We start from the raw sequence: 21092 nt of genomic DNA on the forward strand, positions 1-21092 counted from the left end.
CGAGCGCACGCCCGTCCGAACATCACCGCCCGAGAGGTCATCGTGAACACGTCGTCAGCCACCCTCGACGGTCGACACCTGGTCGTCCTCGCCGGAGGGATGTCGCACGAGCGCGAGGTCTCCGTGCGCTCCGGGCGCCGGGTCGCGGAGGTGCTGCGTGCGTGCGGCATGGAGGTCAGCGTGCGCGATCTCGACGCCGCTCTGCTGCCGTACCTCGAGACGCACCGGCCCGACGCCGTCTGGCCCCTCCTGCACGGCGCCGGCGGTGAGGACGGCTCGCTGCGCGACGTGCTGGACGCGCTGGGCCTCCCGTACGTCGGCACCGGCCCCGGCGCCAGCCGCGTGGCATGGAGCAAGACGATCGCCAAGGGGGCCGTCGCGGCCGTCGGCATCTCCACGCCGGACTTCGTGACCCTCCCGCAGACCCTCTTCCGAGAGCTCGGCGCGCGCGCGGTGCTGGACCGGGTGGTGGCCCGTCTCGGGCTGCCGCTCGTCGTGAAACCCACCCACGGCGGGTCCGCCCTCGGGGTCACGCTCGTCCGCCGCGCGGAGGAGCTGCCCCGCGCGATGGTCGAGTGCTTCGCCTACGGGAGCGTCGCCCTCATCGAGCGAGCGGTGGTCGGTACGGAGATCGCCGTGAGCGTCATCGACGACGGCGCGGGGCCCTCGGACGCCGGCCCGCGGGCGCTGCCCGCCGTCGAGATCGTCACGGACGGCAGCTACGACTACGACGCACGGTACAACCCCGGCCGCACCGAGTACTTCTCGCCCGCCCGGCTCGATCCTGCGGTCGCCGAGCGTGCGGCGCGCGTCGCCGTCGAGGCGCACCGCGTGCTCGGCCTGCGTCACCTCTCCCGCACCGACATGATCGTCGACGACGCCGGCGTGCCGCACTTCCTCGAGGTCAACGTCGCGCCCGGGATGACGGAGACGTCACTCCTGCCGCAGGCCGTCCGTGCGTCGGACCGCACGCTCGCCGACGTGTATGGCGGCCTCGTGGCCGCGGCGCTGAGCTCCTGACGCGCTGACCGCCGGACCCGTGCGGTTGTCGCGACGCAGCGGGGTCCCGTCGACGCGGGAGGCCCCGGTCCGCCGTTCGGACCGGGGCCACCCGCACTGCAGCATCCCGCTCTGACCTGCAGCGATGCCTGGTAGACACTACTTCCGGAGCAGACCTGGATCGTCCGGGGCCATCCGGTCAAGGATCCGGTTGAGGTCGTCGACCGAGGCGAACTCGACCGTCAGACGACCCTTGTTCTTCCCGAGGCTGACCCGGACCCGGGTCTCGAACCGGTCGGAGAGCCGCCCGGACAGCTCCTCGATCGCTTCCGAGCGCTGGCCGGCGCGTGGAGCCCGCGAAGCCCGCTTCTCCTCCCCACCGCCGAGCGACACGATCTCCTCGGTCGCACGCACGGAGAGCCCCTCGGCAACGATCCGCTGCGCGAGCCGCTCGATGGCTGCCCCGTCGGTCAGCCCGAGCAGGGCCCGCGCGTGGCCCGCCGAGAGCACGCCGGCGGCGACGCGGCGCTGGACCAGCGGGGGCAGACGCAGCAGGCGGAGCGTGTTCGAGATCTGCGGCCTGCTGCGCGAGATCCGGCTCGCGAGCTCGTCGTGCGTGCACCCGAAGTCGTCGAGGAGCTGGCGGTACGCCGCCGCCTCTTCGAGCGGGTTCAGCGCGCTGCGGTGCAGGTTCTCCAGCAGGGCGTCCCGCAGCATGTCCGAGTCGTCCGTGACACGGATGATCGCCGGAATCACGTCGAGCCCGGCCGCCTGCGTCGCGCGCCAGCGCCGCTCCCCCATGATCAGCTCGTAGGTGCCGTCCTCGGCGGGATCAGGACGCACGACCACGGGCTGGAGCACACCGATCTCACGGATCGACCCGACCAGCTCGTCGAGCTCCGACTCGTCGAAGACGGTGCGGGGCTGTCGGGCGTTGGGGTGCACCTGGGAGACCGGGAGCTCCGCAAACGTCGCGCCGGGGACCGGGACGAGGCCGCTGTCACCCTCGACGGCCCGCCCTGCGGATTCAGCACCGGGGGTTGATGCCGATCCGCCGGAGCCCGCATGGGACCCCTCCTCCGTGCTCCCGGCCTCCCGACTGACCGGAGGGGTCGTTTCACGTGAAACATCAATCCCGCCCGAACCAGACTTTTCGCCCGAGCCGTCGCCGTCGGCCGTTTCACGTGAAACACCGTCGTCGACAGCGCTCACCGAGCCCACGGCGTCTACGACGCCCGCGCGCTGGCCACCGTCGGTGCTGGAGGAGACCGCTATTGCCCCAGGCACGTCTGTGACGGTGCCCGCCTCGGCGTCGTCGTCGCTCGACGGGCCCGTCGAATCCGGCCCCGACGTCGCGGAGCCGTCGGAGACCGCCACGGATGGCGCCTGGTCAGACGGTGCGGAGGTGCGGCCGCCGTCATGCCCGCCACCGGCACCCGCGGTGTCGTCGTTCGCGCTGCGCCCCTCCGGGTCCAGTGTCAGCACCGCCGCGGGCTCGGCAGGCTCGGCTACGGGCTTGTTCGACGGGAAGAAGACATCCACGGGACGGTCCCGATCACCGCTCGTCGGGATCAGCGCCCCGAGGCCCCTACCGAGTCCCCGACGTCGTTCGCTCATCGTGCGTCCTCCTGGATCGCCGTGGGCCGCTGTTCCGCTGCCCTGTCGTGATGCTCGTCATCCTGGCCCGCGCGCGCTCGTACGAGGTCACCACGCATCGGCTCGCGAACGGGCCCCCGCCGTGTCAGCTCACGAGCCGCCTCCAGGTACGCGAGGGCTCCGCTCGATCCCGGGTCGTAGGTCATGACAGTCTGACCGTGGCTCGGTGCTTCGGAGATGCGTACCGAGCGCGGGACCGACGTCTTGAGCGTCTGCTCGGGAAAGTGCGACCTGACCTCTTCCGCGACCTGCTGTGCCAAGTTGGTGCGCCCGTCGTACATGGTGAGAAGAATCGTCGAGACGTGGAGATCCGGGTTCAGGTGCTGCCTGATCATCTCGATCGTTCTGAGCAGCTGAGTCAGGCCCTCCAGCGCGTAGTACTCGCACTGGATCGGAATCAGCACCTCGCGCCCCACGACAAACGCGTTCACCGTCAGCAGCCCCAAGCTGGGCGGGCAGTCCACGAGCACATAGTCGATGGGTTCGAGGCCCTCGTCGACGCGGGCCTGCAGGTAGTCATCTACCGCGCGCCGGAGGCGTGTTTCACGTGAAACGAGCGAGACAAGCTCGATCTCGGCTCCCGAGAGGTCGATCGTCGCGGGCACACACCACAGCGACGGGAGATCCGGGCACTTCTGCACGACTTCCGCGAGAGGCTGCCCCTCCACCAGGACTTCATACACCGAGGGGGTGCCGGCGCGATGCTCGATACCGAGCGCGGTTGATGCGTTCCCCTGTGGGTCGTTGTCGATCACCAGGACATTCATCCCCCCCTGTGCCAGGCCGGCGGCGAGGTTGACCGTCGAGGTCGTCTTGCCGACGCCGCCCTTCTGGTTCGCGATGGTGATGACTCTCGTGGCGGCGGGCTTCTCGAACGTCCGTCCATGCAGCTCGATCCGTCGGCGCGCATCCACGCTCAGTTGCGCGGCCAACGGTGTCGAGTCGTCGACCGACGGCAGGCTGGCCATCAAGGCTGCGCGACGCTCGTCGTCTCGATGGTCGGATGTTTCACGTGAAACGGTCCCCGCATCACGCTCTCCGGACCAGGCGCCGTCAGGCTCGTCGAAGCCGTCAGTCACTACCGTCTCCTTCATTCGGGTGTGCCTATCCTCGCACTCTGGCGGCACCGGCCCGGTCACCTACACACGAGAACGCGGACCGAATTCTCGTGGCACGTGCGCGTCGCCAACGGGAAGCTCCGGGCACGATGCACCGGCCCGCGCCGGGCCAGCCGCGCTCCACGGGAGCTCCGCGGGACGACCTCAAGCGTTGCGCGGCCGACGTTCTCTCTCGACCTGGGTCCACCCCACACGGCAACGTCCCCCGACGCGCGCCACGCGTATCCGCTGTAGCAGCGGGCCAGCCGCAGCCGTGTCTTCCCGACGAGCTGTTCCTGATCCGGACTCCGCCCCTGCCGCCGCCCATGCCTGCGTCCCCCGACGGCTCCGCCTTCCCCATGCTTCGACGACCCGCCGACGCAGGAACACGCACGAGTGCGGGCACCTGGAACGACAGGGATCGCACCGGCAGTGCGCGAGGATCTCGGCCTGAGAGCTCGCGGGCGACTATTCGGTGTGGTCGTGTCCGCCGCGCCTCATGGATCGTCCGAGCTGCGACGGTGCGCGCGACCCGGCACGAATCGCCGCGACATCCCCTCAGACACACCGCGCCGTGCCTGCCACACAGGGCACCTCTCCCCCGCAGCACGTCGACGCTCCCGGACCGGCTCCCACACTCTGCGAGGCCGACCCACCCCGACTCAACTCGCGACGCGCACGAAGACCGCCACGCGATGGTTCTCGGCCCGTCATCCATGCGGCGGAGACCAGCTCATCGTCGGGTGACCTTCCTCGACCGCCCTCACGGCGCTCCGCGGAGAGCCGCGCCGTCACCACAGAGGTGACCGGTGATCGCCCTCTGCGCCCGGGCGCTGTGCTGTCCGGAACCGATCGAGCCCACGGGGCGCTCGACCATCGCCGGCGTGTCCATGGACCTGTAGTCCCGGGGACGGCCTCGATGTTTCACGTGGAACACGCCCGGGACATGACAGAAGTTTCCCGTCGCACCCGGCACGCGCCCCACGCAGGGGGACCGACTTCCGGACCATCACGACGCTAGCCGACCCTGCAACCACCGCTCCCGACGAGGCGGCGCGGTGTGGTGCGGAGAGCCATGCCGCCACAGGTGCCGGACGACGCAGCCCGCGGACTGCCCGCGCCAGGACAGTGTGGGCCGAGCTCTACGACGCCTGGCACCGACAGCCACCCGGTCGCACCGGCCACCGGAAAGGGCGAGGACTACCGCTCGCAGACGGAGCGTCGGACTCAGGGACGGCGGATGCGCACGACCTTCGTGGTCTCGACGCCGGCGACGGTCTGCGCGTCCAGGACCTCCGGAGCCTCCGCCCGGAGCTTCCGCGTCACCTTGAGCGCGCCAGGAACCTCGCGATCGACGTTCTGTCCCTTGAGCACCACCATCTGACCGCCTCGGGCGACCAGCGGGAGACACATGCGGCAGAGCTTGTCCAAGGCTGCCACCGCGCGTGCGGTCACGAACTGCACCTCGAACGCGTCGTGGAACTCCTCCGCGCGACCGCGTCTGATCTCGACGTTCGACAGCTGCAGCTCCGCAGCCATCTCGGAGAGCCATTCGCACCGGCGCTCCATGGGTTCGATCAGCACCACCGACGAGGCGGGCCTCATCATGGCGATCACCAGACCAGGGAGACCCGCGCCGGACCCGACGTCCGCGATCGATGCGCCGTCGTCGATGAACGGGACGACCGCGGCCGAGTTGACGATGTGTCGTTCCCACAGCCGGGGCAGCTCCCGAGGGCCGATGAGCCCTCGCAGCTCCCCCTCGGCGGCGAGCCGAGACGCGAACCGCGCTACCTGGTCGTAGGACGAGCCGAAGAACTCACGGACCTCTGTCGACTCGGCAAGTGCGGTGTCGACGAACGACTCCTCCGGCGGTAGCTCGGTCACCAGGCGCTCCTCGTTGTGGTTCGGCCCGAAGGTCGGCCGATGGTCAGCACTCACGACAATGATCTCGTCCGGACCAGCGACTCGCGCGGAACCAGCCGATCAGGCCTGAACCGGCTCAATCACGACATAACGGTTCGGATCGGTTCCCGCCGAGTCGCTGTGCAGACCGGCTGCGGTGACGACGTCGTGGACGACCTTGCGCTCAAAGGCGTTCATGGGCGACAACGCGACCGGTTCGGAGGCCGTGCGCGCCCGCTCGATCGCTTCTTCAGCGATCGCGGTCAGCTCCGAACGGCGTGCCGCACGGTAGCCCGCGACATCGAGCATCAGTCTGCTGCGCTCCCCCGTCTTCGCCTGGACCGCGAGGCGCGTGAGCTCCTGCAGTGCGTCCAGGACCTCCCCCTCGGCACCCACGAGATCCGACAGCGCGCCCGCCTCGTCGGAGACGATCTCGACCGCGGCACGGTCGTGCTCGACGTCGATGTCGATGTCACCGTCGAGATCCGCGATGTCGAGCAGCTCCTCGAGGTAGTCCGCCGCGATCTCGCCCTCCTCCTCGAGAGCCTTCGTCGGGTCCGCCGGCTCGCTGCTGGGGGTGGCTGCATCCGTGGATGTCATGTCTCGTCCTTCGTGGTTCGGGGTCATGGTCCTGGCTCCGGAACGATCGGGAGCCGTCACCGCCCACCCGTCTTCTTCGGCTGCCCGGACCCGCTGGGCTTCTTCTGCGTCTTCGATCGGGCCTGCCCGGAGGCCGGCTGAGGACCGCCCTTGGCCTGGGCCCCGGAGCTCGCCTTTCCAGGCCCCCCGGATCCCGTTGCGGCAGGGCCGACGGGCTTCGTCGGCGACGTCGTCGATGCACCGTTCCCCACGACCGGCCCCTCGCTCGCCGAGCTCTCGTCCCCGCCCTCCGTGAGCGCGCCAGGACCGCTCGTCCCGCCGGACTGCGCCGGCGTGGCGCCAGCGCCTCCGGCCGGACGCGGCTTCTGGCGGTCCTTGCGCTTGGGCTGCTGGCGCTGGCCCTTGGGCCGCTCGATCACCGCCGTCTGCGTCGTGGTCTCGGCGGGGTCGATGCCCTTGGCGGCGGCCTTGCGTGCCTTGCGCTCCTTCATCAGCCGCTCGGCCTCGGAGCCGGGCGCCGGCATGCGCTTGATCGTGTAGAACTGCTGCCCCATCGACCAGAGGTTCGTCGTCGTCCAGTAGACGAGGACACCCACGGGGAAGTTGACGCCCGAGAAGGCGAAGATGAAGGGCATCCCGTAGAGCATGATCTTCTGCGTCTGTGCCGCCGGGCCCTCGAGCGCGGCCTTCGGCATGTTCTTCATCGTCAGCTGGCGCTGGGTGAAGAACATGGTCGCGCACATCGCGAGGATCAGACAGGCGATGACGAGCTTGGCCTGCAGGTCGTCGGTCTGCAGGAAGACGTCCGAGAGCTTGGCCCCGAAGACCGTCGAGCTCTCGATGTCTCCGGCGACGCTCTGGTTGATCGGCCCGATCGGGTCCTGGGCGCCGGTCGAGATCGGTCCCAGGCCGTGCAGCACACGGAAGAGCGCGAAGAAGATCGGCGACTGCAGAAGGATCGGCATGCACGAGGAGAACGGGTTGGTCTCGTGCTTCTTGTACAGCGCCATCGTCTCGCGGCTCATTGCCTCGCGCGACGCGGGATCCTTCTTGTTCTTGTACTTCGCCTGGATGGCCTTGAGCTCCGGCTGCAGGAGCTGCATGCCGCGCGAGGCCTTGATCTGCTTGAAGAACAGCGGGATCAGGGCGATCCGGATCACGATCACGAGCACGACGATGGACAGCACCCACGCGGGACCCGCGCCGTCGGGGAACCCGATCAGCGTCAGGCCCTCGTGCGCGAGGTACATGATCCACGCCACGACCCATTCGATCGGGTAGAGGATCGTTCCGATGAAACCCATCTCTGGTGCTCCCTAACCTTCTGTCACGTGCTGACCGGCCGCGTCACCGCGGGCAGAAGTCATGCGGGCGGGTGGTGATGTTCGTGATCGACCAGGCTGCCGGGGACGTCGTCCACGCCGCCGTTGCTCCAGGGGTTGCAGCGCAGCAGCCGCCAGGCCGCCAGTCGGCCCCCGGTGAGCACCCCGTGCTGGCGCAGCGCCACGACCGCGTACTGCGAGCAGGAGGGGTAGTACTTGCACGTCGGCGGCGTCATGGGCGAGATCCAGCGTTGGTACAGATGCACGAGGGCCACAAGTACAACGACGGGGAAGCGCCTGACGGCAGCGAACGCGCGTGACCCACGCGACGTTCCGGTCCTGCCCCGGTGCGACCGGACCGTCGCGCCGGCGGGATGTGCCGCCGCCGTCATCGACCCTCTCCCGCGACGGTCGCCGTGCTCTGCCGGGCATCGACCCGCGAGGATGCCCGCGCGAGGTTGCGCGCCAGGTCACGGTCGAGCTCCGCGTAGTCCGCCGCGGCCGCACCGGGGAGCGCACGCACCACCACACGCGCCCGCGAGGGGCAGGCGTCGAGGTGCTCGCGCGCGGACGCGCGCAGCCGGCGCTTCACCAGGTTGCGCTGCACGGCGTTGCCCACGGCGCGCGAGACCACGAACCCGAACCTGGGTACGACGACGCTCCCGGGCTCGTCGGAGCCCGGGAGCATGTGGACGACCATCGTGCTGCTCCCGGCACGCAGACCCTGCCGCACCGTCGTCCGAAAGTCGGAGGGGCGGCGGAGCCGGTGAGCCGGGGGAAGCACCTCAGGCAGAGAGCTCGGTGCGACCCTTGCGGCGGCGCGCCGCAAGGATGCTGCGGCCCGCGCGCGTGCGCATCCGCAGACGGAAGCCGTGGGTCTTCGCACGACGGCGGGTGTTCGGCTGGAAGGTCCGCTTGCTCACGAGTGCTCCAAGGGCGTCGGGGGTCACACCGTCTTGTCCCGACGATGCAGTACGTACGAATGATGGTCCCGTCCCCGGTCCACGCCGGGCGCCCGCACGCTTGCGCGCTGAGCACCGTGGTCGTGACCTCGTCGACCGGACTGCACCCCGGAACGAGGGCATGCCAGACGACCTGGAACGGCTGTATGACGTTACGCCGCGGGGCCGCGCGACGTCAAACCGACGAACCGTACCCCTCGTCACAGCGCGGTGCACATCGGCCGCGCACGTCCTGGCGCAGACGTCCGCACAGGTTGTGGAAAACTTTGTGGATAACAGCGTACCGTGCGAGACTCCCGCATCGGAAGACCCGCGGTCCGCTCCCGTTCCGCCGCACAGAAGGAGGCGCCCGTGCCGTCAGTCGACGACTCCATCGAGGAGGTCTGGTCCCAGACCATCTCGACGCTCGAGTCGAACCCGGACCTGTCCAGCCGGCAGCTCGCCTACATCCGGCTGGCGAAGCCGATGGGCATCCTCGACGACACCGTCTTCCTCGCCGTCTCCCACGAGCACACGCGCTCGTACCTCGAGACGAACGTGCGCGACGAGCTCATCGGCGCGATCGCCTCCGTGCTCGGCCGCGACGTCCGGTTCGCCATCACCGTCGACCCGCAGATCAGCGCCGAGTCCCCGTCCGGGCCCAGCCGCCCGGCGCCGGACCAGGACCCGGGCACGACGACGTCCGACGACACGCTGCCTCCCGAGCCGGAACGTCCCGCCGCCTCCGCATCCCCGCGGCCCGCGGAGCCGACGCGGCTGAACCCGAAGTACGTCTTCGAGACCTTCGTCATCGGCTCGTCCAACAGGTTCGCCCACGCCGCGGCCGTCGCCGTCGCCGAGGCACCGGCGAAGGCCTACAACCCGTTGTTCATCTACGGCGACTCCGGACTGGGCAAGACGCACCTGCTGCACGCGATCGGCCACTACGCGCACAACCTGTACCCCCACGTCCGGGTGCGCTACGTGAACTCCGAGGAGTTCACCAACGACTTCATCAACTCGATCGGCGAGGGGAAGGCCGGCGCCTTCCAACGGCGCTACCGGGACGTCGACGTGCTCCTCATCGACGACATCCAGTTCCTGCAGGGCAAGGAACAGACGATGGAGGAGTTCTTCCACACCTTCAACGCGCTGCACAACGCCAACAAGCAGGTCGTCATCACCTCGGACCTGCCGCCCAAGCAGCTGGCGGGGTTCGAGGACCGGCTGCGGTCGCGGTTCGAGTGGGGCCTGATCACCGACGTCCAGCCGCCCGACCTCGAGACCCGCATCGCGATCCTCCGCAAGAAGGCGAGCAACGAGAACCTGGCCGCGCCGGCCGACGTCCTGTCGTACATCGGCTCCAAGATCTCGACGAACATCCGCGAGCTCGAGGGCGCGCTGATCCGGGTCACGGCCTTCGCGAACCTCAACCGGCAGCAGGTGGATCTCGCCCTGGCCGAGATCGTCCTCAAGGACCTGATCACGGACAACGACACCACGGAGATCACACCGGCGGACGTGATCGCGCAGACCGCCGGCTACTTCGGTCTGACCATCGACGACCTGTGCGGGAGCTCGCGGTCCCGGGTGCTCGTGACGGCGAGACAGATCGCCATGTACCTCTGTCGCGAGCTGACGGACCTGTCCCTGCCGAAGATCGGTCAGCAGTTCGGTGGCAGGGACCACACGACCGTCATGCACGCGAACCGCAAGATCGCCGACCAGATGGCCGAGCGGCGCTCGACCTACAACCAGGTCACCGAGCTCACGAGCAGGATCAAGCAGCAGCACCGCGGCTGACGCGCAGGCTCAGGAGCCCCGGACCTCGTCGAGGTCCGGGGCTCCGTCGTTCCTGGCAGGTCGTGGGCCCTGGCTGGCCCTGATGAAGGTGTGTGAATATCCCTGGAGGGAACAAGTCGTCGTCGTCATCGCACCTGTGGATCCTGTGGGAGACGGATGTCCGCGCAGGTCAGCGTCCGATTCCCGCTGTGGATCGCGCGCCGGGGCGGTTGTGGACAACTCGCGCCGTCTGTGGAGAGTCGTCTTCCGTTCACAGTCCGTCCACCGTGCCGAGGTCCGTCCTCCACATGAATCGGCCGCTCGTCCACAGTTATCCACAGTGCTGTACACAGCTGTGTACATCGGCCCTGGACAGCGGCCTGCGGTGGGTCCGCAGGCCGCATGGATTTCCGACATACTGAGCGTGCCGTAGTGTGCGAGCGACGGTCGGTGGCGTGCGCCCTCGGCCGTCGACGAGGTTCGACGAGAGGTTGTGGGATGAAGTTCAGGGTCGACCGGGACGTCTTGGCCGAGGCCGTGACCTGGACCGCCCGGACCCTCCCGACACGTCCGCCGGCACCGGTGCTGGCGGGGGTCCGGATCGAGGCGGACCTCGACGGGACGCTCAGCCTGTCCAGCTTCGACTACGAGGTGTCCGCGCGCTCGGAGATCGCCGCCGACGTGAGCGAGGCCGGCACCGTCCTCGTGTCCGGCCGGCTCCTCGCCGAGATCTCCCGCGCGCTCCCGGCGAAGCCGGTGGACGTCGTCGTCGACGGCACCAAGGTCGTCGTCACGTGCGGCGCCAGCCGGTTCACGTTGCTGACGATGCCGGTAGAGGACTACCCCGCGCTGCCCGCGATGCCCGACGTCTCGGGCACCGTCGGCGGTGACGAGCTGACGAACGCCGTCGCGCAGGTCAGCGTCGCCGCGAGCCGCGACGACACCCTCCCCCTGCTGACCGGCGTCCGGATGGAGATCGACGGCGAGAACATCACGCTGCTGGCGACGGACCGGTACCGGCTCGCCCTGCGCGAGCTGACCTGGAACCCGAGCTCGCCGTCCTTCTCGTCGGTGGCGCTGGTCCGGGCCCGCACGCTCACGGACGTCGCGAAGTCACTCGGGAGCTCCAGCACGGTGAACGTTGCGCTCAGCACGGGTGCCGGCGTGGACCTCATCGGCTTCGAGGCCGGTGGCAGGCACACGACCTCGCAGCTCGTCGACGGCGACTACCCCCCGGTGCGGCGCCTCTTCCCGGACGAGACCCCGATCCACGCCGTCGTACCGACGGGCGCCCTGATCGACGCGGCCAAGCGGGTCGCGCTCGTCGCCGAGCGCAACACCCCCATCCGGCTCACGTTCAGCGACGGCCAGGTGGTGCTCGACGCGGGACAGGGTGATGATGCCCAGGCGAGCGAGGCCCTCGAGGCCGTGCTCGTGGGCGAGGAGATCTCCGTGGCCTTCAACCCGCAGTTCCTGCTCGACGGGCTGGGCGCGCTGGGGACCGACTTCGTCCGGATGGGCTTCACCCACCCGAACAAGCCGGTCGAGTTCACCGGGCAGGGGTCGCTCGACGGCGAGGCCACCTCGTCGTACCGCTACCTGCTCGTCCCGATCCGCTTCGCCGGCTGACCACCGCACCAGGACGCACACTCGAGAAGGGCGAACGATGCACATCGGACTCGTTGGGCTGGGGAAGATGGGCGCGAACATGCGCACCAGGCTGCGCGGCGCCGGGATCGAGGTGACGGGCTACGACCGCAACCCCGACGTGTCGGACGCCGCGTCGGTCGCCGAGATGGTCGACGCGCTGCCCGCCGGGGAGCGGATCGTGTGGGTCATGGTGCCCGCCGGTGGCCCGACGGACGCCGTCGTGGACGAGCTGGCCGGGCTGCTGTCCGCGGGCGACATCGTCATCGAGGGCGGCAACTCCCACTTCGCCGACGACGCCCGGCACGCCGAGCAGCTCGCCGGCACCGGCGTCGGCTACCTCGACTGTGGCGTCTCCGGAGGGGTCTGGGGCCTCGAGAACGGCTACGGGCTCATGGTGGGCGGAGACGAGCAGCACGTGCGCGCAGCGCTGCCGGTCTTCGACGCGCTGCGGCCGGAGGGACCCCGCGAGGAGGGGTTCGTGCACGCGGGCGACGTCGGTGCCGGGCACTACGCCAAGATGGTGCACAACGGTATCGAGTACGGCCTCATGCAGGCATACGCCGAGGGCTTCGAGCTGCTCGAGGCCAAGGACATCGTCAAGGACGTCCCCGGCACGCTCAAGGCCTGGACCCGGGGCACGGTCGTGCGCTCCTGGCTCCTGGAGCTGCTCGTCCTCGCCCTCGAGCAGGACCCGGGCCTCGGGCAGATCAGCGACTGGGTCGAGGACTCCGGCGAGGGTCGCTGGACCGTCGACGAGGCGATCGACAGCGCCGTGCCGGTCCCGGTGATCTCCGCAGCGCTCTTCGCCCGCTTCGCGTCGCGCCAGGGGGCGTCTCCCGCGATGAAGGCGGTCGCCGCCCTGCGCCAGCAGTTCGGTGGTCATGCGACGAAGCCTTCCGCCGACGGCTGACCGGGCCGGGGCGCCCCTTCCCGCCCCTGTGCACATCTCGAAGGCTCACTGATGTACATCTCCCACCTGTCCCTCGTGGACTTCCGCTCCTACGAGACGGTGGACCTCGAGCTCGGCCCCGGGGTGACGACCATGGTCGGCCCCAACGGGCAGGGCAAGACCAACCTGGTCGAGGCCGTGGGCTACCTCGCGACGCTCGGGTCGCACCGCGTCGCGAGCGACGCCGCGCTCGTGCGCTCGGGCGCGGAGCGCGCCGTCGTCCGGGCCCGCGTGGTCCGCGGCGACCGGGCGCAGACCGTGGAGCTCGAGGTGAACCCGGGCCGGAGCAACCGCGCGCGGATCAACCGGGGAGCGCTCGGCAGGGCCCGCGACGTGCTGGGCATCGTGCGCACCGTGCTGTTCGCACCGGAGGATCTCGCGCTCGTCAAGGGGGAGCCCGACGGCCGCCGCAGGTTCCTCGACCAGCTCTCGGTCCTCCTGGTGCCGCGGTCGGCGGCCCTGCTCGTCGACTACGACCGCGTCCTGCGCCAGCGCAACGCGCTGCTGCGCTCGGCGTCGGCGGGACGGCGGCGCGGCGGGCGCGGGCCGTCCGGTCCCCCGCCCGAGGGCGACCCGCTCGCCACGCTCGACGTGTGGGACGCCCGGCTGGCGTCGCTCGGGGCGCAGGTGCTGGCGCTGCGGGCGGAGATCGTCGCGGGCCTCGCGCCCTACGTGGCGGCCGCGTACGACGAGGTCTCGGCGGGACAGGGCGCCGCGGAGATCCGGTACCGCTCGACCTCGGACGAGGCCCTGGCAGATCCCGGCGTCCGGGACGGCGCGCGCGAGCCGGAGGAGGCGTCCGCCGTCGGGCTGGAGGCACGGCTCCTCGAGGCGCTGGTCTCCGTGCGCGAGCGCGAGCTCGAGCGCGGGGTCACCCTCGTGGGGCCGCACCGGGACGACGTGGTCCTCACGCTGGCCGGGCTGCCGGCCAAGGGGTACGCCAGCCACGGGGAGTCGTGGTCCTTCGCGCTCGCGCTGCGCCTCGCGTCCTACCGGGTGATGACCGACGGCGTCCCGGAGGATCTCGTGCTCCTCTCCGGGGCGGCCGACTGGGGCGCGGACGGCGAGCCGATCCTGGTGCTCGACGACGTTTTCGCCGAGCTCGACGCGCGCCGGCGCGAACGCCTGGCGCGGATGGTGGCGGACGGGGGGCAGGTGCTCATCACGGCCGCAGTGGCCGAGGACGTCCCCGCCGGGCTCGACGGCGCGCAGATCCAGGTGTCGACGGGACGGGCCGAGCGTGTCGACGACTGATCCGGGCCCCGAGCCCGCCGACGAGCCCGCCGAGGGCGCAGGCACAGGCACCGGCACCGGCCCCGAGGACGACGACGGCACGGGCGGTCGCGCGCTCGACGAGCTGGTCGACCTCACTCCCCCGGCGACGGTCGCCAAGCAGGCGCTCGACCGCGCCCGGGCGGGCGCGCGGGCGCGCGGGCTGCGCCCGGGCAAGCGCGTGCCGAACCCGCTGGCGGACGGTCCGCGACCGGGGGGCCCCGGCGCGCGCGACCCTCAGCTCTTCGGCGAGGTCGTGACCAGCTTCTTGAGCCACCGCGGCTGGACGCCCGACGTGACGGTCGGCGGCGTCGTCGGCCGCTGGCGCGAGGTGGTGGGCGACCAGGTGGCGGACCACTGCACGCCCGAGACCTTCGAGGACCACGTGCTCGTGGTGCGCACCGACTCCTCGGCCTGGGCCGCCCAGGTCAAGATCCTCGTCCCGAGGCTCCTGCAGCGGCTGGCGGAGGAGGTCGGCGACGGCGTCGTGCACGACGTCCGGGTCCTGGGCCCGGCGGGTCCGTCGTTCCGTCGCGGCCCCCGGACGGTGCGCGGTCCGGGGCCGCGCGACACCTGGGGATAGCGGGGCGTCGGAGGCCGGCGCACGCCTGTGGAGAAACCTTGTGGACAACCCGGATCTCCCTGGGAATCGTGCGATCCCGGGTAGGATGGACAGGTCAGTCCGGTCGCGCAGAACGACCCGTCCACCACTTCGGCGGTGGACGGTGTGTCCGTGCGTGTCCGGGACCGTGATCCGCATGCCGAGCCCACCGGGTCGGCCTGCGAGGACGAGGAGCTCCCCACCCCGTGGCAGAAGACGACAAGACCACAGATCCTGCGCAGCGAGACGGCGCTCCGGCGACCCCGGACACCCCGGCAGCACCCGTCGTCCCGTCGCCGTCCCCGGGGAGCAGCAGCTACGAGGCGAGCAACATCACGGTGCTCGAGGGCCTCGAGGCCGTCCGCAAGCGTCCCGGGATGTACATCGGCTCGACCGGGGAGCGCGGCCTCCACCACCTCGTCTACGAGGTTGTGGACAACTCTGTGGACGAGGCGCTCGCCGGGCACGCGGACACGATCGACGTCGTCCTCCTCGCCGACGGCGGCGTGCGCGTCTCGGACAACGGGCGCGGGATCCCCGTGGCGATGCACCCGACGGAGCACAAGCCGACCGTCGAGGTCGTCATGACGATCCTGCACGCGGGCGGCAAGTTCGGCGGCGGAGGGTACGCGGTCTCGGGCGGCCTGCACGGCGTCGGCATCTCCGTCGTGAACGCGCTGTCCGCGCGGGTCGTCACCGAGGTCAGCCGCGACGGCCACCTCTGGCGCCAGGAGTTCGCGGACGGCGGCCGGCCGGTCACCACGCTCGAGCGTGGCGTCGAGACCGACGCCACGGGCACGACGCAGACCTTCTGGGCCGACGGGACGATCTTCGAGACGACGGTCTTCGACTTCGAGACGCTGCGCGCGCGCTTCCAGCAGATGGCGTTCCTCAACAAGGGCCTGCGCATCACGCTGACGGACGAGCGTGCCGAGCACCTCGACACGGCGGACGAGGTCGCCGGCCAGGACGGGGACGGCACCCCGGAGGGCGATGTACGCAAGCCCCGGGTCGTCTCGTACAAGTACGACGGCGGCCTCGTGGACTACGTGAAGCACCTGAACTCGGCCAAGAAGGTCGAGCTGATCCACGACGAGATCATCGACTTCGAGGCGGAGGACGAGGTCCGCCTCATCTCCGCGGAGATCGCGCTGCAGTGGACGAGCTCCTACTCCGAGTCGGTGCACACGTACGCGAACACGATCGCCACGACCGAGGGCGGCACCCACGAGGAGGGGTTCCGCTCGGCGATGACCTCCCTGGTGAACTCCTACGCCCGCGAGAAGGCGATCATCAAGGACAAGGACGACAACCTCACGGGCGACGACATCCGCGAGGGGCTGACGGCGGTCATCTCCGTCAAGCTCGGCGAGCCCCAGTTCGAGGGCCAGACGAAGACGAAGCTCGGCAACACCGAGGCGAAGACCTTCGTCCAGAAGATCGTGCGCGAGCGGCTGACGGACTGGTTCGACTCCCACCCGACCGAGGCCCGCGACATCATCCGCAAGGCCATCCAGGCGTCCCAGGCGCGCCTCGCCGCCCGCAAGGCGCGGGAGGCCACGCGGCGCAAGGGCCTGCTCGAGTCGGGCGGCATGCCGGGCAAGCTGCGCGACTGCCAGTCGAACAAGCCGGAGGAGTGCGAGGTCTACATCGTCGAGGGCGACTCGGCGGGCGGCTCCGCGGTGCGCGGGCGCAACCCGGACCGCCAGGCGATCCTCCCGATCCGCGGCAAGATCCTCAACGTGGAACGTGCCCGGCTCGACCGCGCGCTCGGCAACCAGGAGGTCCAGTCGATCATCACGGCCTTCGGCACGGGCATCGGCGAGGACTTCGACCTCAGCCGGCTCCGGTACCACAAGATCGTCCTGATGGCCGATGCCGACGTCGACGGCCAGCACATCAGCACCCTGCTGCTGACGCTGCTGTTCCGCTACATGCGGCCCTTGATCGAGCACGGCCACGTGTACCTGGCGCAGCCGCCGCTGTACCGGCTCAAGTGGTCCAACGCCCCGCACGACTACGTCTACTCCGACAAGGAGCGCGACGTCTTCCTCGCGGCCGGCCAGGCCGAGGGCAAGAAGATCCCGAAGGACAACGGGATCCAGCGCTACAAGGGCCTCGGCGAGATGGACTACTCGGAGCTGTGGGACACCACGATGGACCCCGAGCACCGCACGCTGCTGCAGGTCACGATGGACGATGCCGCGGCGGCCGACGAGATCTTCTCGATCCTCATGGGTGAGGACGTCGAGTCGCGTCGCGGGTTCATCCAGCGCAACGCCAAGGACGTGCGGTTCTTGGACATCTAGCGCGCCGGCCCGCCACGACCCGGCACGTCGCCCCCGCCCATCCGGGGCGCGACCGAACAGACTCACGCAGCACGACAGGACGAGGTAGACGGTGACGGACGAGACTCCCCCGCAGGGACCGGACGAGACGACGGGCGACGGCGCAGCGGTGCCCACGGGCGAGGCCGCGGTCGAGGCGGCCGCCGCGCTCGCCGTGCAGCACGGGCGCGTGGAGCCGGTCGACCTGCAGCTCGAGATGCAGCGCTCCTACCTCGACTACGCGATGAGCGTCATCGTCGGCCGCGCCCTGCCGGAGGTCCGCGACGGGCTCAAGCCCGTGCACCGCCGCGTCCTGTACGCGATGTACGACGGCGGCTACCGCCCCGACCGCTCGTACTCCAAGTGCAGCCGCGTCGTCGGCGACGTCATGGGAAAGTTCCACCCGCACGGCGACTCGGCGATCTACGACGCGCTGGTGCGCCTCGTCCAGGACTGGTCGCTGCGCTACCCGCTGGTCGCGGGCCAGGGAAACTTCGGCTCGCCGGGAAACGACCCCGCGGCCGCCCCCCGGTACACCGAGTGCCGCATGGCCCCGCTGGCCATGGAGATGGTCCGCGACATCGACAAGGACACCGTCGACTTCGGGGACAACTACGACGGGCGCACCCAGGAGCCCCTGATCCTCCCGTCGCGGTTCCCGAACCTGCTGGTCAACGGGTCGGCGGGCATCGCGGTCGGCATGGCGACGAACATCCCGCCGCACAACCTGCGGGAGGTCGCCGAGGGCGTGCGCTGGCACCTCGCGCACCCGGACGCGTCGCGCGAGGAGCTGCTCGAGGCGCTCCTGCAGCGGATCAAGGGCCCCGACTTCCCGACGGGCGCCACGATCCTCGGGCACAAGGGCATCGAGGAGGCCTACCGCACGGGCCGCGGCTCGATCACGATGCGTGCCGTGGTCTCCGTCGAGGAGATCCAGAACCGCATCTGCCTGGTCATCACCGAGCTCCCGTACCAGGTCAACCCGGACAACCTCGCCCTGAAGATCGCGGACCTCGTCAAGGACGGCCGCATGCAGGGCATCGCGGACATCCGCGACGAGACGTCCGGGCGCACGGGCCAGCGGCTGGTCATCGTGCTCAAGCGCGACGCGGTCGCCAAGGTCGTGCTCAACAACCTGTACAAGCACACCCAGCTGCAGGACAACTTCGGCGCGAACATGCTCGCCCTGGTCGACGGCGTGCCCCGCACCCTGAGCCTGGACGCGTTCATCCGGCACTGGACCACCCACCAGGTCGACGTCGTCGTGCGCCGGACCGCCTACCTGCTGCGCGAGGCCGAGAAGGCCATCCACATCTTCCGCGGCTACCTCAAGGCGCTGGACGCGCTGGACGAGGTCATCGCGCTGATCCGCCGCTCCCCCGACGCCGACGAGGCGCGAACCGGGCTGATGGACCTGCTCGAGATCGACGAGATCCAGGCCACCGCGATCCTCAACATGCAGCTGCGCCGCCTCGCGGCGCTGCAGCGCCAGCAGATCATCGACGAGCACGACAAGCTGGCGCGGCAGATCTCCGAGTACCAGGCGATCCTGGCGTCACCGAGCCGCCAGCGCGAGATCGTCCGCGAGGAGATGGACGAGATCGTCGACCGGTACGGCGACGAGCGCCGCACCACGATCCTGCCCTTCGCCGGCGAGGTCTCCATGGAGGACCTCATCGCGGAGGAGGACGTCGTCGTCACCATCACGCGGGGCGGGTACGTCAAGCGCACGCGCAGCGACAGCTACCGGGCGCAGCGCCGCGGCGGCAAGGGCGTGCGCGGCGCGCAGCTGCGCGAGGACGACATCGTCGACCAGTTCTTCGTCACCACCACCCACCACTGGCTGCTGTTCTTCACGAACCTCGGCCGCGTGTACCGGGCCAAGGCCTACGAGCTGCCCGAGGGTGGCCGGGACGCGAAGGGCCAGCACGTCGCGAACCTGCTGGCGTTCCAGCCGGGCGAGCACATCGCGCAGGTGCTGAGCATGCGCGACTACGACTCGGCGGACTACCTCGTGCTCGCGACCCGGCGCGGCCTGGTGAAGAAGACGCGGCTCGCGGAGTACAACTCACCCCGGTCGGGCGGTCTGATCGCGATCAACCTGCGCGAGGACGCCGACGGCGTCGTCGACGAGCTGGTCTCGGCCCGCCTCGTGGACGCGGACGACCACCTGATCCTCGTCTCGCGCAAGGGCCAGTCCATCCGGTTCGAGGCGAACGACGAGGCGATGCGCCCGCTCGGCCGCGCGACGTCGGGCGTGACCGGCATGAAGTTCCGCGAGGACGACGAGCTGCTCTCGGCCGACGTCGTCGTCCCCGGCTCCCAGCTGTTCGTCGTGACCGAGGGAGGGTTCGCCAAGCGGACCGACATCGACGAGTACCGCGTCCAGGGGCGCGGCGGGCTCGGCATCAAGGTGGCGAACCTGGTCGAGGCCCGTGGAGATCTCGTGGGGGCTCTCGTCACGGGCGAGGACGACGAGGTGCTCGTCATCATGGAGGGCGGCAAGATCGTCCGGTCCGCGGTCGCCGAGGTCAACCTGACCAGGCGCAACACCCAGGGTGTGACGTTCGCCAAGCCGGGCAAGGGCGATCGCATCATCGCGGTGGCGCGGAACGTCGAGCGTCAGGTCGAGGTGGATGGGGATACCGTGGGCGCAGACGGGACCGGAGCGACCGGGACCTCGACCGACCCGACAGGGAGTGCCGCGGCGCAGGAGAGCGACGCCCCGGACACGACCGAGGAAGCGTGAGCGATGAGCACCAACCAACGAACGTCCACGACCTCCGGCGGTAGCGCCTCAGGCCGCGGCCCTGCGGTGCCCCCGCCGCCCGCCGCGCCCACGTCGATCCCGCCGACGAACCCCGCGGCGCGGCCGAGCTCGACGCCGGGCCCCCGGACCGATGCCGCACAGCCCGGTACGGCGCGCGGCGCGTCCGAGCGCGGACCGTCGGGGTCGGCCGCCCCGGCCGCGGCCAAGACCGCGGAGCGAGCACAGCCCGCGCCCGCGGGCACGTCCGAGCAGTCGCCGGACCAGGGCACGACCTCGTCGGTGCGCTCCGGTGCGTCGAAGGCCGCTGCCGCCGCGCTCTCGGCCGCCCGTGCGGCCGCGGCGCGCGTCGCGACCGTGACGGCGGTGGCCGACAAGACCACCGACGACCCCCAGGGGCTCGGCGCCGGGACCCCGGCCGGCCCCGACGGCAAGGCCGCCCCGCCCGGGACCGCGCCGCAGCAGGCCGGCGGCACGCCCCGGCCCGGCGCCGGTGGCGCCCCCGGCGCGACCGCCGCGCAGCCGCAGGCCGCCGCCCGGCAGCAGGCCGCCGCCGACCCGGGCGTGCGTCGCGTACGCCTCGTGGTCTCGCGCGTCGACCCGTGGTCGGTCATGAAGCTCTCGTTCATCCTGGCGTTCGCGCTCGGGATCATGATGGTCGTCGCGACCGCCGTCGTCTGGGGCGTGATCAACGAGCTGGGCGTCTTCACGCAGCTCGACACGCTGATCCGCGACATCATCGGTACCGAGAGCAACAACGTCAACGTGCTCCAGTACGTGGAGTTCAACCGCGTGGTCTCGCTGGCCGCGCTCATCGCGATCATCAACCTCGTGATCATGACGGCTCTGGCGACCGTGCTGGCCTTCGTCTACAACATCACGGCGGCCGTCGTCGGTGGGATCCACCTCACACTGACCGACGAGTGATCGGTTTGGGAACGGCCCGGGCGATCGGGTAACGTTCATCCTCGCGTGCAAGCGCGACGGGCCTATAGCTCAGACGGTTAGAGCGCTTCCCTGATAAGGAAGAGGTCAGAGGTTCAAGTCCTCTTAGGCCCACTGTCCGACCGATCGAAGGGGAATCGATGAAGAAGCTCCTGCTGGTCCTCCTCGCCGCCGGCGCGGGGTACCTCGTGTGGCGCAAGTACAACGAGTCCGCGGACGAGCGCGATCTGTGGGCCGAGGTCACCGACACCTTCGAGTGAGCCCGACGCCGGGCTCCGG

The 21092-nt window shown here is 70.4% G+C and carries 18 protein-coding genes and 1 tRNA gene; 11 read left to right on the plus strand and 8 right to left on the minus strand.

Features of this window, described 5'->3' with window-relative positions; translation table 11 throughout:
- Nucleotides 1-42: 42 nt before the first annotated feature.
- Nucleotides 43-1020 (plus strand): D-alanine--D-alanine ligase, encoded by a 978-nt coding sequence (locus tag EDF32_RS09685; RefSeq protein WP_255414256.1) that lies wholly within the window; start codon nucleotides 43-45, stop codon nucleotides 1018-1020.
- A 138-nt stretch (nucleotides 1021-1158) separates the two neighbouring features.
- On the opposite strand, the gene EDF32_RS09690 is transcribed toward EDF32_RS09685, so the two are convergent.
- The 8 genes from EDF32_RS09690 to rpmH all read right to left on the minus strand — a co-directional run bounded on the left by EDF32_RS09690 (nucleotide 1159) and on the right by rpmH (nucleotide 8502).
- Nucleotides 1159-2286, minus strand: a complete 1128-nt coding sequence (locus EDF32_RS09690) for a ParB/RepB/Spo0J family partition protein (RefSeq protein ID WP_370449957.1) — start codon at nucleotides 2284-2286, stop codon at nucleotides 1159-1161.
- 326 nt (nucleotides 2287-2612) lie between these two features.
- Nucleotides 2613-3623 carry a ParA family protein gene (locus EDF32_RS09695; protein ID WP_148061592.1) on the minus strand — a complete coding sequence of 337 codons (1011 nt, stop codon included), beginning with the start codon at nucleotides 3621-3623 and terminating at the stop codon, nucleotides 2613-2615.
- 1356 nt (nucleotides 3624-4979) lie between these two features.
- Entirely contained in the window at nucleotides 4980-5639 is a 660-nt protein-coding gene (rsmG, locus tag EDF32_RS09700) for a 16S rRNA (guanine(527)-N(7))-methyltransferase RsmG (RefSeq protein ID WP_123308423.1), read from the minus strand.
- Nucleotides 5640-5738: 99 nt separating this feature from the next.
- On the minus strand, nucleotides 5739-6257 hold the full coding sequence (locus EDF32_RS09705; RefSeq protein ID WP_123308319.1) for a R3H domain-containing nucleic acid-binding protein: 519 nt from the start codon (nucleotides 6255-6257) through the stop codon (nucleotides 5739-5741).
- 56 nt (nucleotides 6258-6313) lie between these two features.
- Nucleotides 6314-7561 carry a membrane protein insertase YidC gene (yidC, locus tag EDF32_RS09710; protein ID WP_123308320.1) on the minus strand — a complete coding sequence of 416 codons (1248 nt, stop codon included), beginning with the start codon at nucleotides 7559-7561 and terminating at the stop codon, nucleotides 6314-6316.
- A 59-nt stretch (nucleotides 7562-7620) separates the two neighbouring features.
- Nucleotides 7621-7971 (minus strand): membrane protein insertion efficiency factor YidD, encoded by a 351-nt coding sequence (yidD, locus tag EDF32_RS09715; protein WP_123308321.1) that lies wholly within the window; start codon nucleotides 7969-7971, stop codon nucleotides 7621-7623.
- Nucleotides 7968-8363: a ribonuclease P protein component gene (gene rnpA, locus EDF32_RS09720; protein WP_123308322.1), complete on the minus strand. Its 396-nt coding sequence runs from the start codon at nucleotides 8361-8363 to the stop codon at nucleotides 7968-7970. Before rnpA ends, yidD begins: the two co-directional genes overlap by 4 nt.
- Before the next feature lies 1 nt (nucleotide 8364).
- A complete protein-coding gene (gene rpmH / locus EDF32_RS09725) occupies nucleotides 8365-8502 on the minus strand; it encodes a 50S ribosomal protein L34 (RefSeq protein ID WP_123308323.1) in 138 nt (45 codons plus the stop codon).
- Between the two features lie 390 nt (nucleotides 8503-8892).
- Between rpmH and dnaA the strand changes: the two genes are divergently transcribed.
- From dnaA to EDF32_RS14880, 10 genes are all read left to right on the plus strand, one after another.
- A complete protein-coding gene (dnaA, locus tag EDF32_RS09730) occupies nucleotides 8893-10323 on the plus strand; it encodes a chromosomal replication initiator protein DnaA (protein WP_123308324.1) in 1431 nt (476 codons plus the stop codon).
- A gap of 477 nt (nucleotides 10324-10800) precedes the next feature.
- The gene (dnaN, locus tag EDF32_RS09735; protein WP_123308325.1) at nucleotides 10801-11931 is read left to right on the plus strand and encodes a DNA polymerase III subunit beta; all 1131 of its coding nucleotides are present in this window, start codon (nucleotides 10801-10803) and stop codon (nucleotides 11929-11931) included.
- A gap of 37 nt (nucleotides 11932-11968) precedes the next feature.
- Complete coding sequence (gnd, locus tag EDF32_RS09740) at nucleotides 11969-12862, plus strand: phosphogluconate dehydrogenase (NAD(+)-dependent, decarboxylating) (protein ID WP_123308326.1); 894 nt, start codon at nucleotides 11969-11971, stop codon at nucleotides 12860-12862.
- A gap of 51 nt (nucleotides 12863-12913) precedes the next feature.
- Complete coding sequence (recF, locus tag EDF32_RS09745; RefSeq protein ID WP_123308327.1) at nucleotides 12914-14155, plus strand: DNA replication/repair protein RecF; 1242 nt, start codon at nucleotides 12914-12916, stop codon at nucleotides 14153-14155.
- The gene (locus EDF32_RS09750; protein ID WP_233565841.1) at nucleotides 14142-14756 is read left to right on the plus strand and encodes a DUF721 domain-containing protein; all 615 of its coding nucleotides are present in this window, start codon (nucleotides 14142-14144) and stop codon (nucleotides 14754-14756) included. Before recF ends, EDF32_RS09750 begins: the two co-directional genes overlap by 14 nt.
- 224 nt (nucleotides 14757-14980) lie before the next feature.
- Nucleotides 14981-17083, plus strand: a complete 2103-nt coding sequence (gyrB, locus tag EDF32_RS09755; RefSeq protein ID WP_123308328.1) for a DNA topoisomerase (ATP-hydrolyzing) subunit B — start codon at nucleotides 14981-14983, stop codon at nucleotides 17081-17083.
- A gap of 148 nt (nucleotides 17084-17231) precedes the next feature.
- Nucleotides 17232-19850, plus strand: coding sequence for a DNA gyrase subunit A (gene gyrA / locus EDF32_RS09760; protein ID WP_233565857.1), 2619 nt, complete (start codon nucleotides 17232-17234; stop codon nucleotides 19848-19850).
- A 3-nt stretch (nucleotides 19851-19853) separates the two neighbouring features.
- Nucleotides 19854-20795 (plus strand): DUF3566 domain-containing protein, encoded by a 942-nt coding sequence (locus tag EDF32_RS14700; RefSeq protein ID WP_199734888.1) that lies wholly within the window; start codon nucleotides 19854-19856, stop codon nucleotides 20793-20795.
- 58 nt (nucleotides 20796-20853) lie between these two features.
- Nucleotides 20854-20927, plus strand: a tRNA-Ile gene (locus EDF32_RS09770).
- A gap of 26 nt (nucleotides 20928-20953) precedes the next feature.
- The gene (locus EDF32_RS14880; protein ID WP_233565842.1) at nucleotides 20954-21073 is read left to right on the plus strand and encodes a DLW-39 family protein; all 120 of its coding nucleotides are present in this window, start codon (nucleotides 20954-20956) and stop codon (nucleotides 21071-21073) included.
- The last annotated feature ends 19 nt before the right edge of the window (nucleotides 21074-21092 follow it).

Origin of the sequence: Cellulomonas sp. PhB143, from assembly GCF_003752595.1 — a bacterium.
Taxonomy (GTDB): domain Bacteria; phylum Actinomycetota; class Actinomycetes; order Actinomycetales; family Cellulomonadaceae; genus Paraoerskovia.

Bases quoted from the DNA above. Each gene is read 5' to 3' on its own strand.
- gnd (WP_123308326.1), top strand. From the start codon at position 11,969: ATGCACATCGGACTCGTTGGGCTGGGGAAGATGGGCGCGAACATGCGC.
- EDF32_RS14700 (WP_199734888.1), top strand. From the start codon at position 19,854: ATGAGCACCAACCAACGAACGTCCACGACCTCCGGCGGTAGCGCCTCA.
- dnaN (WP_123308325.1), top strand. From the start codon at position 10,801: ATGAAGTTCAGGGTCGACCGGGACGTCTTGGCCGAGGCCGTGACCTGG.
- recF (WP_123308327.1), top strand. From the start codon at position 12,914: ATGTACATCTCCCACCTGTCCCTCGTGGACTTCCGCTCCTACGAGACG.
- yidC (WP_123308320.1), bottom strand. From the start codon at position 7,561: ATGGGTTTCATCGGAACGATCCTCTACCCGATCGAATGGGTCGTGGCG.
- EDF32_RS14880 (WP_233565842.1), top strand. From the start codon at position 20,954: ATGAAGAAGCTCCTGCTGGTCCTCCTCGCCGCCGGCGCGGGGTACCTC.
- EDF32_RS09705 (WP_123308319.1), bottom strand. From the start codon at position 6,257: ATGACATCCACGGATGCAGCCACCCCCAGCAGCGAGCCGGCGGACCCG.
- yidD (WP_123308321.1), bottom strand. From the start codon at position 7,971: ATGACGGCGGCGGCACATCCCGCCGGCGCGACGGTCCGGTCGCACCGG.
- EDF32_RS09695 (WP_148061592.1), bottom strand. From the start codon at position 3,623: ATGGCCAGCCTGCCGTCGGTCGACGACTCGACACCGTTGGCCGCGCAA.